Source organism: Photobacterium pectinilyticum (assembly GCF_024357955.1).
Classification (GTDB): Bacteria; Pseudomonadota; Gammaproteobacteria; order Enterobacterales; family Vibrionaceae; genus Photobacterium; species Photobacterium pectinilyticum.
In genome coordinates this window covers 12713-29380 of record NZ_JANEYT010000006.1, presented here as the reverse complement: position 1 = coordinate 29380, position 16668 = coordinate 12713, and the positions used below count along the sequence as shown (strand labels likewise).

Below are 16668 nucleotides of genomic sequence, written 5' to 3'. Positions count from 1 at the left end.
GATATTAAATCTATCGACGAGTTTGATTAAACCTGATTTGGTTAAGCTTTGAACGATGAAAGAAAGGCTGCCAGTGAGCAGCCTTTTTTATGTTTGTTAGCTGGTTTGCTCATCTAGGCTAATATCACCGTCATGCTGATTTAGCAGCATTTTCTGAACATTGAAGCCGCACAGCATCAAGATCAGGCACCAGTTCAAGAAAGGCAGTGTCCCTTTTTCTAAACTTTCAGAAAGCTGTGCTGGTTTCCATTGAAAAGTGTCGCAAAGGCTTTCAATTGTGATCCCTGTAAAGGTGTTGTCGCCGATTACACGCTTGAACTCTTTTTCCGATGGCATTTCAAAAGCGCTCTTGCTTTTAAATGCGGTTGGTTTGAACGCACGCATCACTTTTCTGGCATCGACTTCAAGAGGCTGACCATTGTTTTGAATATTTGGTCGGCCAACCAGAGCGGCGAGGAAACACCAGCAAGGGTAAGGGATATCCGACAGATTCTCAGGTTCACGCTTGTAGCGAGACATCCAAGCAGAGAGCTTTTTCTCTGGTAGACCCGTTAATTGCGCAAGGGTTGCGCCATCGTAACCATACTCTTTAAGCAGGTTGATAATTTCAGCCACCTCGGAAACGAAGGGTTTTTTCCATTGGTTGGCAGGGGCTAGGGTGACATCTCTGATCATAGTAGGCTCATTGGGTATCTGGCTGTAGCTTGATAGGTTCAAGCGGATTGGCATAAGCTTATGCGAAGCCAATAACTAAGTCTATTGGCTCGTGCCTCCTTGGTATCATTAACCCCATATTTGCTGTTTTCACCAGCAGGTATACCAACCTACATAAATAGTTGATCAGTCTTGCAGGTTAAAATCGCTGTTCTCTGCGTTAGATATTTTGTAATTAGAGCCACTAGTTACTGCAATCTCTGCCTTGATAACAACGATTTTTCCAGTGCAAATACTTGATCAACGACTTATCCAGATTGGTATTAGGTATGTGAAGAAGCTGGGTGAGGGGCTTTGTTCCGACGACGTTGAAATAACATCAAGGGTAAATACAGCACAGCGTTGAGCCCAAAAGCAATGACCACACAGATAGCAATACTTTCTATATCAACCGGAATACCTGGCTTGAAATGGATTAATACCCGCTGAAGTTCGTTGCCCCTTAATGGGTTAAACATATAAAGCGCTTTTTCGATTAAGTGGCCTTTTGAAAGGGTGGCCATCGCCTGTTCAAGTAACTGGTGCTGTTGGAGAACGTTACGCTTTTGTTCTGCATCGACCCGGACAATAGAGCTCTTTTCCTGTAACAGTGCATTGATCAGACTCTCGGCACTGTCAAAGCCGTGTTGGCGAGCATTGTCTTCATAGCGACTAACTTGCTGCTTGTTAGCATCATAAAAGCCGGAAAGGTACTGCAGGTAATGATCGGCCAGCATGGGGATTTGCAATGTTGCTACCAAGAGCCCACCGAAAATGAGCCTATCAAATATCCGTTTAAACATGTGTACTCCTTGCTGCAAATTGCTCTGAAATTATACCAATCGGCTGTAGTGAGAAAAGCAGCCAAGCCATTGAATATTATTTATAGCGTATTACGACGTATCGATGTTCGGTGGTTGTTAAAAGTGCAGGGGAGAGTATGTGGGATTTTACGAGGCGGAAAACAAACAGGACGAGCATAAAGCTCGCCCTGTGGGGTATGTTTACCTATATCGAAATAGGCTTAGCTTCTCTTCTAACGCTAAGTTAGAAGTTAGCAGAGCGTGGTGCACGTGGGAATGGGATCACATCACGGATGTTAGCCATACCTGTCACGTAAGTGACTAGACGCTCGAAGCCCAGACCGAAACCAGCGTGTGGCACAGTGCCGTAACGGCGCAGATCGCGGTACCAGTTCATGTGCTCAGGGTCGATGTTCATTTCAACCATGCGCTTGTCTAGAAGCTCTAGGCGCTCTTCACGCTGGGAACCACCGATGATCTCACCGATACCCGGTGCAAGAACGTCCATTGCAGCAACTGTTTTGCCATCTTCGTTCATACGCATGTAGAACGCTTTGATGTCTTTCGGGTAGTTCTTAACAACAACCGGTGCCTTGAAGTGTTCTTCAGCTAGGTAGCGTTCGTGCTCAGAAGACATGTCGATGCCCCACTCAACGTCGAACTCGAAGTCACGGCCAGAATCTTTTAGGATCTGGATAGCGTCGGTGTAGTCAACTTGTGCGAAGTCAGACTCAACGAAGTTTTCTAGGCGAGAGATTGCTTCTTTGTTGATGCGTTGAGCGAAGAACTCAAGGTCATCACGGCGCTCTTCAAGAACAGCTTTGAATACATACTTCAGCATGTCTTCTGCAAGCTTTGCTGCATCATCAAGATCTGCGAATGCAACTTCCGGCTCAACCATCCAGAACTCAGCCAGGTGACGGCTTGTGTTCGAGTTTTCAGCACGGAACGTTGGGCCGAATGTGTAAACCTTGCTTAGGGCACAAGCGTATGCTTCAGCGTTCAACTGGCCAGAAACCGTCAGGAAGGTTTCTTTACCAAAGAAGTCTTTGTCGAAGTCTACTTCACCAGCGTCTGTCATTGGTGTGTTCACCAAATCCAGCGTTGAAACGCGGAACATTTCACCAGCACCTTCTGCATCAGATGCAGTGATCAGTGGTGCAGACATCCAGAAGAAGCCTTGCTCGTGGTAAAAACGGTGGATAGCCTGAGATAGGCAGTTACGAACACGTGCAACCGCACCGATTACGTTGGTGCGAGGGCGAAGGTGGGCCACTTCACGAAGGTATTCGATAGAGTGACGAGTTTTCGCCATTGGGTAAGTCTCAGCGTCTTCAACCCAGCCAACCACTTTTACTTCAGTTGCTGCTAGTTCGAAATCTTGACCTTTAGCTGGTGATTCAACAATCTTACCTGTGACCTCAACAGAGCAACCAGTTGTCAGCTTAAGCACTTCTTCCTGGTAATTATTTAACTCATTAGGGACCACGGCCTGAATCGGGTCGAAACAAGAGCCGTCATAAATGGCAAGGAAAGAGATTCCAGCTTTGGAATCACGACGTGAACGGATCCAGCCGCGAACAGTGACTTCACTGTCAACCGCTAGCTTACCGCTAAGTACGTCTGTTACAGGCGCGTAAGTCATGTGTAAATTATTCTCCGTTAAGGCACTTTATTAGTGTACTGCTGGGTATTTTACCCCAATACACAGTCCAAGGAGTCCATATTACCTGTCTTACGTTTAGCATCAACCCTTGTTATTGCTTGAAAGGGTAAATTGATGCAGTAATCGCTCTAATTGTTCTGCTAAGTGTTCAATATTTACACTAATTGCTTTTGATGCCTGGGCATGAGTAGCGGTATCTTCTGCGTGTTGGGTGTCAGTAATGGTCTGGATATTACTGGAGGCTTGATGGGGGCGGGGAGGAAATATTTCGCACAATAAGGTTGATTGAGCGTGAATTATGCAAGGCGGTGATTTGCCTTGCATAATATTTCGTTAGCACACGGAGATCTTCGACTTGTAAGTCGATGTTATGCCGGAGCAAAAAATTGTGCTGCTGTAATACCGTAATAAACTTTATCATCAAACCCTTGTTCGAGTTTGTAATAGTCCTTTTGGCACCCTTCACGTTGGTAGCCACACTTTTCCAGCGTTTTGTACGAACCAACATTTGCCCCGTAGCAGTCTGCACTGATCTTATGGCTACCGAATACGGTGAAGCCAAGTTCCGTCATTAGCTGGCAGGCACTGGTCGCGATGCCTTGTCCCCAAGAGTGAGCCGGTAGTTGGTAACCGACTTCATAGTTGCCCTCACAGAACATCACTTGGGTGATAGCTGCCATGCCCATGTACCGACCCTGCTGATCGCGAATGATGAAGATCGGGTTGTCAGGCCATTCCCCGTTGGCCATGGCTTCTTGGGTATTTTCAATAATGGGTGTGAAGAATCCTTGGTACAAACTCTCATCTGCGGGAGCAAAAAATAGGTATTGGTTTACCTTCTCATCGCCAAGCATGGTGATGATATCGCTCAAGTCCGATGGCTGGATAAGCCGGATGGTCAATGCCTGGTGAAACGCCACTGACTCGCCTTGTTTTAATTTTGAATAAAATCCTGAATTTTCATTTAAATTTGACATGATTACCTCGTTTTCAGGTGGCCATAATAGCGAACCTGATTGGGTAGTAATTGGATTTTTGCGACAAAAAGATAAATAACACCAACCTACATAAATATTTGATCAGTCTTGCAGGTTAAAATCGCTGTTCTCTGCGTTAGATATTTTGTAATTAGAGCGACTAGTTACTGCAATATCTGCCTGGATAACAACGATTGTTCCAGGGCAAATACTTGATCAACGACTTATCCAGATTGGTATAAAAGGGCTGTGGGTTATTCAAAATCACCATAGATGTCGATAGTCAGATCTCGGTTTTCCAGGTAATGGGAAGGTGTACGCTTGAGCTGTTGTTTTAGTTGTCTGATCAGGTGGGACTGGTCGCTAAAGCCAAACTGTTGGGAAAATGCGGTCCAATCGATATCTCCCTGTTTATTGTAGAGAGCTAAAATCATTTGCTCCAGCTTCATCATTAGCTGGTATTTCTTGATGCTTAACCCCGTGACTTGCCGAAAGCTACGCTCCAGAGTACGTCTAGAACACGCGCATTGCTTTGCTAGATGATTAATATCTAAATTGTTCTCAGTCAATTGGTTTTGAGCAGCATTGCTGTGATCCGAACCGCTTTGTTGTTGCTCTAAAAGTGCAATGGTCTTTTGTGTGACGGTGAAGGGCTTATCGATATTATTGGTCAAACTCAATGTTTCAATTTGGTGATTAACACAATCGATGATGTTTTGCTTCGTGTTGCATTGCCATAAAACATTTTGAAAGTGGCTATCAAACATGGGGGGCAGCCAGTCAAACCAGCCACATTGATTAATTAGCCCTTCGGTCGCTTTATTCAGAAGATAGAGCCCTTCGGGGCGAAAGGTAATACCAATGCGCTTGAGCGGCGCGTTATCAACCAGCGTAAGTAGTTGTTCACTGGCTGCAAGCAGGTGGCTCCCGTGACCGGCAATCTGCTCATCACCTTTTTGATAGCAATAGCCTTGGTCCTCCGGAGTAAAGAGAAGGTGCGCCCTAGGATTAGGAATGAGCTGTGGTAGTTGCTCAATAATGTCATCTTGTTCTAATTCTAGATACCAGATCTGGTGGATTAGCCATTCATAGCCTTTAAGTGGCTGCTTCCAAGTGATCATTCACACTACCTTTTCATTGACGCACCGATTTTCTCTTTCTCGAATATTCTAATTCATCCACTGTCAAAATTCGTTGATTTCGAGCTTTGGACATAAAAAGCCCCCCAATAATTGGTGTCCAACTATTGGGGGTCAGTTCTCTTCTCGGGCTTTTTGTTCGTGGTATCGCTAAATTATGGAGCTGTATCCTCAGGGTTATCCAGATAGGCACAAGTCTGGCCATCATTAAGGATGGTTCCCCCTGGAGGGCCTGCTGGTTCTTCCTCTACTGGTGGCTCTTCTCCCTCAGCAGGTGGTGTGGGCGGTGGCGGCTCAACAGGCACAACATCAGGCACTTGGCTCGCATCGATCAAGGTGACGATGTCACTCCAGATCTCTCCTTCATCACTGCCATAGTTCAAAGTCTCATCGGTTTCCCAGCGGGTCTGGTGGTTAAAGGCTTTGACCGCCAATTTCAAACCGTCGGTATCGGTGATTTGGATCCGTTCGTTCATCGAGCCGTCTACGGCTTCATAGTACAGAGTTCCGTCGTCTTCTATTTTCCAGCGAATGGCGAAGTTGAAACCACAGCCACTTCCATCAACATAACTTCCCTCGAAAAAATCACCATCAAAGTCATCGCTTAATTTTAGGTAACGAGCGGTATTTTCATTACTGTGATTTCCAGTATCACCTCCACTGTCACTAGCAAAAGTCAGGGCTTTATCATCGCTGTTGTTACCAGTCTGGCCAACCAACAGCGCTTCAGTGAAAACAGGGTCGCGACCAAACCAGATTTGTTTACATTGCTGAACTTGGTTGTTGTAGTTGCTTAAGCTTTCCTTGACCGTTGGTGTCGTGGTTTCTGGATCCCAACCGGAGTCACCATCAAGGCATGCCGCTAATGAATCAGGTGCATACTCACGGGCCATCAAGCTGGAAATTTGTGCTTCTTGCCCCTGTTGGCTGAATACCTTAATCGCGAGTAGGTTTTGCTGGTAGTCGTAATTTGTCAGAGACCAGAAATCGAATTCGTCTTCGAGGTTGGTGTTACCAACAAGCTTTAAGTAACCGTCTTCCGTCAGTGACCATGCACGTGATCCGGATTCTTCGTTGGTATTGCGGTAGTGATCCCAGCTGTTGTCACCACGGAGAATGTGGGCGCTGATTTCCCCATCATCACTGATTTGTACCAAGGTCTTATCGACCAAATCATTAACAGATTGAGTGGTGAACCGTTCATCACCGCCACACTCGGTAACCGCATTGAGAAATAGCCCCTCATTGGCTAACTCAGTGTTCCCGAAAGCACACTCGCCAAAGGGTGGCAAGTTATCGCGGGTTGCAGCCGCAAAGATCTGTGCTTTGGCGTCATTGTCGAATCCTGAGAAGTTAAACTCTGCTAATTCAAGAAGTACTTCACCTATATTGACAAAGCCTCGGTCCTCAACAAGGAATAGGTTACGACCATTGAAGGCGTAGTCATCGGAGAGCTGTCTAACAATATCGGGGATATCAAAACGTATAACAGATTTGCCAGCTATAGTGGTTGGCGCCCATACACTGGTATCTTGGATTGTCCATTCGTTAGCAGCAATGCGGCTCCAGTAGCGGACGGTGAAGAAATCATCGTCGATAAATTCTGCTACGATATTGTCACTGAGTTTGAAGCCATTGACTTGTTCGATGGTTATTCCAACATCAAACAAAGAGGTTTTGATATCTTCCAAACTGGTATAGGCGGCTTCTGGTGTTAGGATAGGAGAAACCCGGCAGGTATCTTGATCGTTGGTATTATCGCACAATAAATAAGTTTCGCTTTCTGGTCGCCATGTGAAATAGAAGCCAGAAGAGCCTTCAGTAAAGGTTGTGTCATCGGGTATATAGCGGGTCAGGTAATGGTTGTCCTTGCTGGAAAGAAAGTCGTGCATTTTCTTGCCAGATAGTGAGTAAACCTTGGCTTCCAAGGTGACGCCTCTTTCATCAGAGAGGTTAAGGGCGGCATCTGTCAGTAGGGCATTACGGTCGGTAGCAAATTGTACCTTGAGGTACTCAAACAGCCCCATCCAGCCTTGATCTGTTAATACTTGAGATTTGACATCTTCGGTGCCAAAGCTCGTTGAATTACTCAGGTAGGTGAACATTTCGGTGAGGGTGATATCGTCACTGCCCCTTTTATCCCAATTGTACTCAGTGACGGTGGTTTCGTTGCCGTCATAAGACGTGTTGTCGGCAAAAATCCCTTTACCGTCGTTACCTTCCGTTGTGCTTATTTCCCAGTAACCATCATTTAAGATAGCCAGTATATTGGCGATGGCTGCTGACTGTTCGGTAAAGAATCGCTCCAGCCTGCCTTCGGTCATGGTTTGCACTATGGTGAGGCTCATAAGATCTTTGAGTGATAGACCTTGAACGCCGATTTTAGGGAAGAGCGTGTCACGAATATCAATGGCGATCTTGTTGATGTCTTCAAGGGCGAGGGCGACAGCCCCTTGCGCACCAGATTCAAATACATCATTGAATACTCCCCAGTTTTCGTCTGCAGCCACACGCTGAGCTAGAGCATAGTAGGTGAGCGATAATTCTAGGGATACAGCGAGTCGTTCGGCGGCCAGTGGTGTCATAAATAAGCCATCTGGTAAATTTTCACCGAGCGTAAACTCAGGTACACCGTCGAGGTCAACTAATAGCACCGCATTGATTCTGGCTCGGGTTCCAGCATCAAGCTCGTAGATCCCGTCGCCTTTTGCTTCGAGCCGGGTAATTTCAATTGATTCAAAGACTTTACCTTTGTCATCTAGCCATACAGCGGCAAAGTTCTGTTCGGTAAGGTCTTTCACAGCATTGGCATAAGCCGGCTGAATAAAAGAAAAACGTTGTTGGTTGGCAAGAAGCATACCATCAGGAGCATCGACAGACACCGTGAAGGTTGTCGAAACAGGCACTGGAGTACCCGCGGCAGGCTCGGTTGTGTCACTGCCGCCTCCGCAGGCCGCAAGCAGCAGACTGCTGATAAACAGCAGGATATATCCCATATAACTGCGCATATTAAATTCCCCAAGAGGTCATGAATCTTTTGTTGGTATTTGTTTTCTGCTGAGTATAGATAGGACAAAAAGGTGCAAAGTTAAGAAAGAAGATGGGTCTCGGATATAGGGCGGCTGTCCTGAAAATAAGACTGCCGCTCAAGGTCTGCTGAAATGCGAGGAAGTGTCAGGTTAGTTATGCAATAGCCAAATACTTGTGGGTTTGGATCGATAGGCGCCAGTTGCGTTTGATACAGGTATCGATGCACAACTCTGTCGCTCTTGGCTTCTGGCTAATCGGCTGCAGTGCGATTTCAACCTCGGTTTTGAGTTGCTTGCCGGCAAGCAACTCATCAAGTTGTTCGATATCTTTTTGGGTACCGACTGGGTGCTTGATCTCATCGGCTCGCCCAAGCGCACTCGCAAGTACTGGCAGCTTGGCCTTCATGTTAATCTTTGGAGACACGGTAACCCAGGTGTTTGGTGTTGCCTGTATTTCGGATGTGCCGCTGGTTTCAATCTGGCAACGGAAGCCGACCTGTTCCAGCGCGGTGGTTAGTGGCAGTAAGTCATAGATACAAGGCTCACCACCAGTAATAACTACGTGCTTGGCGGTGTATTGTTGCTCAGTGAGCAAATTAACGATGCCTTGAGCATCTAGCTCTGTCCAAATAGGTGAATCACCTGTCTTAGCCATGACGTCGACGACAGAGCCGTGATCTTGAGGTTCGGCGCTCCAAGTTTGTTTGGTGTCACACCAGGCACAGCCGACAGGGCAGATTTGGAGCCTGACAAAAATGGCTGGCACACCAGTAAATACGCCTTCGCCTTGGATAGTTTCAAAGACTTCGTTAATTTTGTACACCGTTAACCTCATGGTGGGGGATTTTTGCGACCGGCGATTATCGCAAAATTGCAGCAGGCTGTCTTTAAATAGGTTAATTTTTGCAGTTAAAAAAAAGGAAATATTTTTGCGGTATAATGAGAGCCAGGGCAAGAATTGCGGTGTTTTTCATGATTCGATGTGACCATTGTCACGTACTCAACATAATCGGCTTCACAATTACTTCGCAAAGTAAAAAAATTAAAATGTAATATTAAACAATGACAGATTTTATCGGGAGTTTAGGCATGTATGTCGCTCAGCCAGGTCATATTGACCATATCAAAAGAAATAATGCCGGCAGCGTTTACAAGCTTATTGACTTGTTTGGCCCAATCTCCCGCATTGAGCTTTCCAAACGTAGCCAATTAGCGCCTGCAAGTATAACAAAAATCACTCGTGAATTGATTGAAGCTCACCTGATCAAAGAAACGGCGATCCAAGAGTCGTCCAGTCGAGGCCGGCCTGCTGTAGGCTTGGTGCCGTCCAATGAAGGTTGGCAGTTTATGTCTCTTCGTTTAGGACGGGGTTACCTAACTATTGCGCTACATGAGTTGGGAGGAGATATCTTGGTTGAAGAGCGTCAAGATATAGATGTACTTCATCAAGATGAAGTAATGAAAAAGCTCATCGCTGAAATTCATACCTTTTTCGCCAACCATGTGAGTGAACTTGATCGCATTACTGCTATCGCGGTGACCTTACCGGGGTTGGTTAACTCTTCGACCGGTACAATTATTCAGATGCCGCATTATGATGTTCATAACCTTGAACTCGGGCCAGCGATACATCAAGCGACGGGGTTACCAGTATTTATCGGTAATGACACCCGCTCGTGGGCACTTGCTGAGAAATTGTTTGGTAATTCGCGTGATGTCGCCAATTCCATTTTGGTTTCTATTCATCACGGCGTAGGTGCAGGGATTGTACTTGATAATGTGGTATTGAAAGGAAGGATCGGTAATGTCGGCGAACTTGGCCATATTCAAATTAAGCCTTACGGTAAACGCTGTTACTGCGGTAACCATGGCTGTTTGGAAACGGTAGCGAGCCTGAAGGCCGTTATCGAGCAAGTTGAGCAGCGTTTGCGTGAGGGCCACCCTTCATCACTGCACGGCAAGACTCTGACAATTGAACGTATCTGTGATGCTGCGATGGCAGGAGATACTTTGGCAAGGCAGGTGATAGTTGAATTGGGGCATCATTTAGGGCAGGCCATTGCCATTATGGTGAATTTGTTTAACCCGGAGAAGATCCTTCTCGGCGGTGAATTCAACCGGGCAAAAGATATTCTTTATCCGGCGATTATGGAGTGCGTCCGTAATCAGTCATTACCAGTTTACAATCGTGATTTAGTTATCGAGCAAAGCTCGTTTTATACCCAGGCGACCATGCCAGGTGCGGCTTTAGTCAAACAGGCGATGTACGATGGTCACTTATTGATGAAGTTGATTGAAGGTTAACGGCTTCGACGCGAAGTCATCATGTCTTTGTAAAACTTTCACATCCACAGACATGAGCTTGCATATTATTATTGCCTAACACTCTCTTTTAAGTTGATCGTCAATGACATTGTGCAGAAACGAAAGTGCTGCACGGTGGTCATTGCGACTCATAAACCACTGCTTCTGGTTGGTTTCCAGAGGCAACAATTCAAGCCAGCGTTGGCACACCCAAGTCATGTCATTGTAATCCGGCAACGGATAATTCTCTGCATGTTCGGGGTATTCTTCAAATAGTGCTTTTAAGCTATTGGATATGTCTCGGTCAACGAATTTAATTTGACTTGGCGTCCAGTTGGACATCGATGTGACATCGCCAAACCGCAATCCGTCTTCCTCTTGCCAATGCTTATTGATTACGAATTTTTCCACACCTCTAATGGTAATGCCCAGTAGGCCATCAGGGAGTTTTTCGAAATCCGTTATGATCACTCGGGTTCCGAAATGGCACAGAGAGTCTCCATCTTTCATACAGAGGCCGAAACCGTTGCCGTCACCCATAGCTAGTTTGACTAACCGGGTATAGCGAGGTTCGACAATCCTCAGTTTACTTATCCCACCAGGTAGTAGGTATATCTGTAACGGAAATAGTGGTAATTGCATAGTTCTAGCCTTACTGACGTTATTCATTATAAATACGAGCCAACCATAAGTTGGGATTGCTATAACGTTCAGGAAAAGTATAAGCAGACAATCATTAGAAGTTGTCTGCTTTTCGATACTACTTAAGTGCTAGCTTGATCGCCGAAGTGAGTTGGCTAAGTTGTTGTTGGTTAATGATAAATGGAGGCATTATGTAGACAAGTGTGCCAAAAGGGCGAATCCAGACGCCACTGTCTACAAACGTTTCCTGAATCTTGGCCATATCGACAGGCTCATAAAGCTCAACAACACCGATAGCCCCCAGCCAACGAACAGTCTTGACTTTGGCCAGTTTTTCAATCTCTGGCAACGACTCAGATAATTGTTTTTCAATGTTTTTTACTTGATCATGCCAATGGCCTTGGGCGAGGATATCCAAGCTGGCGTTGGCGACCGCACAGGCCAGCGGGTTACCCATGAATGTTGGTCCGTGCATGAAACACCCGGCTTCTCCGCTGCATACCGTATTTGCGACATGGGTACTGGCGAGGGTGGCGGAAAGTGTCATGTAGCCTCCGGTTAATGCCTTGCCAACACACATAATGTCGGGACTGATACCGGCATGTTCACAAGCAAATAATTTTCCTGTACGCCCAAAACCGGTCGCAATTTCGTCAGCGATAAGCAAGATCCCGTATTTGTCGCATAATTGACGTACCCGCTTGAGGAAGGTTGGATGATAGATCCGCATCCCACCCGCGCCCTGAACGATAGGCTCGATAATGACGGCAGCAACCTCCTTCTGATGTCGTTCTAGTTGATAGCGGAAATCGTCAATATCCGATTCTTGCCATGGTTCGAAAAACCCACATTTCGGTGATTGGACAAAAATATGCTCAGGCAAGAATCCTTTGTACAGGCTGTGCATAGAGTTGTCAGGGTCGGTGACTGACATCGCGGCAAAGGTGTCACCATGGTAGCCGTGCTTGACGGTGAGGAATTTCGGCCGGCGTTCACCTTTGGCATGCCAATATTGCAACGCCATCTTTAGGGACACTTCCACCGCGACAGAACCAGAGTCAGCCAGAAAAACATGCTGGAGAGGCTCCGGTGTGATCTCAACCAGTTTGCGGCAGAGCTCCACTGCAGGCTGGTGAGTAATGCCACCAAACATAACGTGTGATATCTTGTCGAGCTGGGCTTTGGCTGCTTCTGTCAGAGTTGGGTGGTTATAGCCATGGATTGTTGACCACCATGACGACATCCCGTCAATAATTTCCCTGCCGTCCTCAAGTTGCAAATATACCCCATTGGCACTGATCACCGGATAGCATGGCAGTGGGGTGAGTGTTGACGTGTATGGGTGCCAGACATGCTGCTGGTCAAATTCCAAATCGACCTTGTTGTTTGCTTTTTGCACAGTTGTAAACCTTGCTCCTTGTTGATGGTTGACAGTCTACCGTCTCGAAGTAGACTAGCCAAGTAACAAGAAGCAATGAATGCATAACTCCAGTGGCAGCGATAAGGGGTTGCTGGACACATAATAAGAGGTGATTACACGTGGAAGTACGTCACGACTGGACAGTCGAGGAAGTTCAAGCGCTATTTGACCAGCCATTTATGGATTTGGTGTTTGCCGCGCAGCAGGTACACCGTCATTACCACGATCCCAATAGGGTGCAGGTGAGTACCCTGCTGTCCATTAAGACGGGCGCTTGCCCGGAAGATTGCAAGTACTGTCCACAAAGTGCGCATTACCGCACCGATGTTGATCGCGAGCGACTGCTAGAAGTTGAGCGGGTGCTCGATGCGGCGGAAAAGGCAAAAACTTCCGGGGCAACGCGTTTCTGTATGGGGGCGGCATGGAAAAATCCGAAAGAACGCGATATGCCTTACCTGCTCGATATGGTACGCGGGGTGAAATCGATGGGGCTCGAAACCTGTATGACGCTCGGTATGATCACCGGTGATCAAGCTAGCGAGCTGGCTGAAGCCGGTTTGGACTACTACAACCACAACCTTGATACCTCGCCGGAATTCTACGGCAATATCATTACCACCCGTACTTACCAAGATCGCCTTGATACTTTAAGCCATGTGCGTGAAGCGGGGATGAAAATTTGTTCTGGCGGGATTATCGGTATGGGGGAAAGCTCCCGAGACCGAGCGGGGTTATTGGTTGAGCTTGCCAATTTACCGACCCACCCAGAGAGCGTACCGATCAACATGCTGGTTAAGGTTAAGGGCACGCCGCTAGAGTCTGTTGATGACGTTGACCCGTTCGACTTTGTTCGTATCATCGCGGTTGCCCGTATCATTATGCCTCAGTCGGCTGTTCGTTTATCGGCAGGCCGTGAGGACATGAACGAGCAAATGCAGGCGCTGTGTTTTATGGCCGGTGCTAATTCGGTGTTCTATGGCTGCAAATTATTAACGACACCAAATCCAGGTGAAGACAAAGACATGCAACTGTTCGCCAAGCTGGGTATTAATCGCCAGGAACAAAGTGCCAAACCTGATGAAATACAGGCACAGGAACTATTGGGACAGGTTGCTCAGCGGGTTGCAGCGCGACCAACTAAGGATGATCTGTTCTACGATGCATCGGTTTAACCAGCGGATAACGTCAGCCCTTGAAGAGCGACAGGCACAAGGGCTGTACCGAAAACTGAATTGCTTAGGGCGCGGACAGGCAATGTCAGTGCAGCATGAAGGTCAATCGTTGCTAAATTTTTCAAGCAACGACTATCTAGGTCTAGCACAAGACCCTGAACTGGTTAGAGCTTGGCAAGACGGCCTATCTCGCTTCGGTGCAGGGAGTGGTGCGAGTCCACTGGTTACGGGCTTCCACTCTCCCCACCAGAACTTACAGGCACAGCTCTCGGAGTGGCTGGGTTATGAACATGCATTGCTGTTCAGCAGTGGTTTCAGTGCCAACCAAGCGCTACTGTTTGCCTTGCTGCAAGAGGGTGATCACCTGCTGCAGGACAAGCTCACTCATGCATCTCTCATTGAGGCGGGAATGCTGTCACCAGCAACGATGCGGCGCTTTGCCCATAACGATCCTTCATCCTTGTCTCGCTTGGTCTCTCGCCTTGGTGAACACGCTCCCAAACTAGTGGTAACTGAGGGAGTATTTAGTATGGACGGGGATCTCTCGCCACTCAGTGATATCGCAAGTGTTTGCCAGCAAAGCCAGAGCATGCTGGTGGTTGATGATGCTCATGGTTGTGGAGTACTTGGGGAGTCAGGCCGTGGCAGTTGTGATCACGCTGGCATCAAGCCGGATATTTTAGTCGTGACCTTTGGTAAGGCTTTTGGTCTCCAAGGAGCTGCCATATTGTGTAGCCAAACGATGGCAGAATATCTTGTGCAGTTTGCCCGTCATTTTGTTTATTCAACCGCGATACCACCCGCCCAAGCTCATGCACTATCTAAGGCGTGCGATATCATTCAGCGTGACGAATGGCGCCGTGAGAGACTCACCGCACTTGGAGAAACCTTGTCGGAACACTTATCACCTGATGTAGAGATGCTCGAAACCCAAACGCCGATTAAACCCTTAATGGTGGGCAGTAGCGAGCGAGCGGTAAACGTTGCAGAAAAATTGCGACAGCGGGGACTGTGGGTCAGTGCTATCCGGCCGCCGACAGTCCCTGCTAGTGCCGCAAGGTTGCGGGTAACTTTGACCGCTGCCCACCAAGACGCAGATATTCGTTTGTTGGCACAGGCTATCAATGAGGTATGGCATGAAGAGTAATACAGAAACGGCAGTCCCTGTTCTGAATGATGCTGTTGTTACCGATAAGCAAGCCATCGCCGATGCATTTGGCAAGGCCGCGAAACATTATGATCAATCAGCGGCTTTTCAACGTCAGGTTGGTCATCATTTATTGGCTAAACTACCCGTTCTTAATGTCGCGGGTAGCCAAGTTCTTGATCTAGGTTGCGGGACTGGTTATTTCAGTCAGCAATTGCAACAGCGAGGTATGCAAGTTTGCGCGACAGATCTGTCTAGCCTGATGCTTGAGCAAGCCAGGTTGCGCTGTGGTGAGGGGATTAGCTACGTAGAAGGTGATGCGGAATGCTTGCCATTGCCGGACAATCAGTTTGACTTTGCTTTCACTAGCTTGGCCTTGCAGTGGTGTGATGATCTGTCTGTACCGCTTCGTGAACTGCGACGCGTGGTAAAGCCTGGGGGGAAAATCGTGTTTTCCACCTTGACCGAAGGCTCCCTGCACGAGCTTGTTCATGCATGGGAGCAGGTTGATCAATATCAACATGTAAACCAGTTTCTTTCGCAAAAGGCCATAAAACTTGCGCTGGCGCAAGCGGGGTGTACAGAGGTTGACCTAGAATTCGAGCCAATCACCATGTATTACCGTTCGGCAGTTGACCTTATGAAAGATTTGAAAGGTATAGGGGCAACACATATTCATCAGGGGCGAAAAGCAGGCTTGGCCAGTCGAAAGACATTTAAGGCATTAGAGAGCGCTTATGATGAGTTTCGACATGAGGATAACCAGCTGCCGGCAACATACCAAGTCTGTTTTGGAGTAATTATTAATGACTAACGCTTTCTTTGTAACAGGTACAGATACTGAAGTCGGTAAAACTGTAGCCTCTCGCGCCATTCTTCATGCTGCAGCTAGCGCGAATATCAAGATGGCGGGTTATAAGCCGGTCGCATCCGGAAGTGCACTGACAGCCAGTGGTATGCGTAATTCAGATGCCTTGTATATTCAAGACGCATCGGTTGTTGAGTTAGAGTACGATGAAGTTAACCCATACGCTTTTGAAGCTGCCATTTCTCCGCATTTGGCCGCTGAACAAGAAAAGCGTGTTATTGAGTTTGATGTTCTTTCGCAAGGGCTAGATAGCCTAAAGCATAAATCCGAGGCAGTGCTGGTAGAAGGCGCAGGTGGCTGGCGTGTCCCTGTTTCTTGGAATGACTACCTGTCGACTTGGGTTAAGCAGGAAAAGCTGCCTGTTATCTTGGTTGTTGGGGTGAAGCTTGGCTGTTTGAGCCACGCTATTCTAACGGCTGAAGCGATTCAAAATGATGGCTTGGAAGTGGTTGGCTGGGTAGCAAACCGTATTAATCCAGGTACAGAGAATTACGCGGACATCATCCGCATGTTGGAAGAAAACCTACCGGGTAAAAAATTGGGTGAAATCCCCTATATGCCGGGCATCAAAAAGCGTAACCTGTCGAGCTACGTCGACTTGTCACCGCTTGGTCTTTAACCGTTGCGGTATTCGCGTGATAATAAACCTGCCAACTGGCAGGTTTTTTTTTGCGTATTGACCGATAGTAAATAATACGATGAACCGGTAGGTTTCTTGCGAAAATTCCGTCTAGGAATTTTCCCCAATATTATTTTGGAACGTAAGGACATCAAAATGGACGGTTAAAGCAAATTGATCCAACAGTAG

14 protein-coding genes are annotated in these 16668 nt (G+C 47.1%); 5 read left to right on the top strand and 9 right to left on the bottom strand.

Going from position 1 to position 16668, the window contains the following annotated elements:
* Nucleotides 1–96: 96 nt before the first annotated feature.
* The 7 genes from NHN17_RS04160 to queE form a co-directional block, all read right to left on the bottom strand.
* Nucleotides 97–675 carry a hypothetical protein gene (locus NHN17_RS04160; RefSeq protein ID WP_255040874.1) on the bottom strand — a complete coding sequence of 193 codons (579 nt, stop codon included), beginning with the start codon at nt 673–675 and terminating at the stop codon, nt 97–99.
* 302 nt (nt 676–977) lie between these two features.
* Nucleotides 978–1496 carry a DUF2937 family protein gene (locus tag NHN17_RS04155; protein WP_255040873.1) on the bottom strand — a complete coding sequence of 173 codons (519 nt, stop codon included), beginning with the start codon at nt 1494–1496 and terminating at the stop codon, nt 978–980.
* Between the two features lie 244 nt (nt 1497–1740).
* Nucleotides 1741–3141, bottom strand: coding sequence for an asparagine--tRNA ligase (gene asnS, locus NHN17_RS04150; protein ID WP_255040872.1), 1401 nt, complete (start codon nt 3139–3141; stop codon nt 1741–1743).
* A 389-nt stretch (nt 3142–3530) separates the two neighbouring features.
* Nucleotides 3531–4139, bottom strand: coding sequence for a GNAT family N-acetyltransferase (locus NHN17_RS04145; protein ID WP_255040871.1), 609 nt, complete (start codon nt 4137–4139; stop codon nt 3531–3533).
* Nucleotides 4140–4393: 254 nt separating this feature from the next.
* Entirely contained in the window at nt 4394–5260 is an 867-nt protein-coding gene (locus tag NHN17_RS04140) for a helix-turn-helix domain-containing protein (protein WP_255040870.1), read from the bottom strand.
* A gap of 173 nt (nt 5261–5433) precedes the next feature.
* Complete coding sequence (locus NHN17_RS04135) at nt 5434–8286, bottom strand: hydrogenase expression protein HypA (RefSeq protein ID WP_255040869.1); 2853 nt, start codon at nt 8284–8286, stop codon at nt 5434–5436.
* 175 nt (nt 8287–8461) lie between these two features.
* Nucleotides 8462–9142 (bottom strand): 7-carboxy-7-deazaguanine synthase QueE, encoded by a 681-nt coding sequence (gene queE, locus NHN17_RS04130; RefSeq protein ID WP_255040868.1) that lies wholly within the window; start codon nt 9140–9142, stop codon nt 8462–8464.
* Nucleotides 9143–9396: 254 nt separating this feature from the next.
* On the opposite strand from queE, the gene mlc reads away from it, so the two are divergent.
* A complete protein-coding gene (mlc, locus tag NHN17_RS04125) occupies nt 9397–10611 on the top strand; it encodes a sugar metabolism global transcriptional regulator Mlc (RefSeq protein WP_255040953.1) in 1215 nt (404 codons plus the stop codon).
* Between the two features lie 75 nt (nt 10612–10686).
* Here the strand turns inward: mlc and NHN17_RS04120 are convergent, their stop codons facing one another.
* Together NHN17_RS04120 and bioA are read right to left on the bottom strand one after the other, a co-directional pair.
* The gene (locus tag NHN17_RS04120; RefSeq protein ID WP_255040867.1) at nt 10687–11253 is read right to left on the bottom strand and encodes an LON peptidase substrate-binding domain-containing protein; all 567 of its coding nucleotides are present in this window, start codon (nt 11251–11253) and stop codon (nt 10687–10689) included.
* 118 nt (nt 11254–11371) lie between these two features.
* A complete protein-coding gene (gene bioA, locus NHN17_RS04115) occupies nt 11372–12652 on the bottom strand; it encodes an adenosylmethionine--8-amino-7-oxononanoate transaminase (protein WP_255040866.1) in 1281 nt (426 codons plus the stop codon).
* Nucleotides 12653–12792: 140 nt separating this feature from the next.
* On the opposite strand from bioA, the gene bioB reads away from it, so the two are divergent.
* From bioB to bioD, 4 genes are read left to right on the top strand one after another with little or no spacing between them, the layout of a single operon-like run.
* A complete protein-coding gene (gene bioB / locus NHN17_RS04110) occupies nt 12793–13845 on the top strand; it encodes a biotin synthase BioB (RefSeq protein ID WP_255040865.1) in 1053 nt (350 codons plus the stop codon).
* Nucleotides 13832–14992, top strand: coding sequence for an 8-amino-7-oxononanoate synthase (bioF, locus tag NHN17_RS04105; RefSeq protein ID WP_373689539.1), 1161 nt, complete (start codon nt 13832–13834; stop codon nt 14990–14992). Before bioB ends, bioF begins: the two co-directional genes overlap by 14 nt.
* Nucleotides 14982–15806, top strand: a complete 825-nt coding sequence (gene bioC, locus NHN17_RS04100; protein WP_255040864.1) for a malonyl-ACP O-methyltransferase BioC — start codon at nt 14982–14984, stop codon at nt 15804–15806. The genes bioF and bioC overlap by 11 nt, the downstream gene beginning before the upstream one ends.
* Entirely contained in the window at nt 15799–16479 is a 681-nt protein-coding gene (gene bioD, locus NHN17_RS04095; RefSeq protein ID WP_255040863.1) for a dethiobiotin synthase, read from the top strand. Before bioC ends, bioD begins: the two co-directional genes overlap by 8 nt.
* The last annotated feature ends 189 nt before the right edge of the window (nt 16480–16668 follow it).

What these genes read in the sequence shown, in the direction of transcription:
- NHN17_RS04160 (WP_255040874.1), bottom strand. Translation starts at nt 675, where the DNA reads ATGATCAGAGATGTCACCCTAGCCCCTGCCAACCAATGGAAAAAACCC.
- NHN17_RS04155 (WP_255040873.1), bottom strand. Translation starts at nt 1,496, where the DNA reads ATGTTTAAACGGATATTTGATAGGCTCATTTTCGGTGGGCTCTTGGTA.
- asnS (WP_255040872.1), bottom strand. Translation starts at nt 3,141, where the DNA reads ATGACTTACGCGCCTGTAACAGACGTACTTAGCGGTAAGCTAGCGGTT.
- NHN17_RS04145 (WP_255040871.1), bottom strand. Translation starts at nt 4,139, where the DNA reads ATGTCAAATTTAAATGAAAATTCAGGATTTTATTCAAAATTAAAACAA.
- NHN17_RS04140 (WP_255040870.1), bottom strand. Translation starts at nt 5,260, where the DNA reads ATGATCACTTGGAAGCAGCCACTTAAAGGCTATGAATGGCTAATCCAC.
- NHN17_RS04135 (WP_255040869.1), bottom strand. Translation starts at nt 8,286, where the DNA reads ATGCGCAGTTATATGGGATATATCCTGCTGTTTATCAGCAGTCTGCTG.
- queE (WP_255040868.1), bottom strand. Translation starts at nt 9,142, where the DNA reads ATGAGGTTAACGGTGTACAAAATTAACGAAGTCTTTGAAACTATCCAA.
- mlc (WP_255040953.1), top strand. Translation starts at nt 9,397, where the DNA reads ATGTATGTCGCTCAGCCAGGTCATATTGACCATATCAAAAGAAATAAT.
- NHN17_RS04120 (WP_255040867.1), bottom strand. Translation starts at nt 11,253, where the DNA reads ATGCAATTACCACTATTTCCGTTACAGATATACCTACTACCTGGTGGG.
- bioF (WP_373689539.1), top strand. Translation starts at nt 13,832, where the DNA reads ATGCATCGGTTTAACCAGCGGATAACGTCAGCCCTTGAAGAGCGACAG.
- bioC (WP_255040864.1), top strand. Translation starts at nt 14,982, where the DNA reads ATGAAGAGTAATACAGAAACGGCAGTCCCTGTTCTGAATGATGCTGTT.
- bioD (WP_255040863.1), top strand. Translation starts at nt 15,799, where the DNA reads ATGACTAACGCTTTCTTTGTAACAGGTACAGATACTGAAGTCGGTAAA.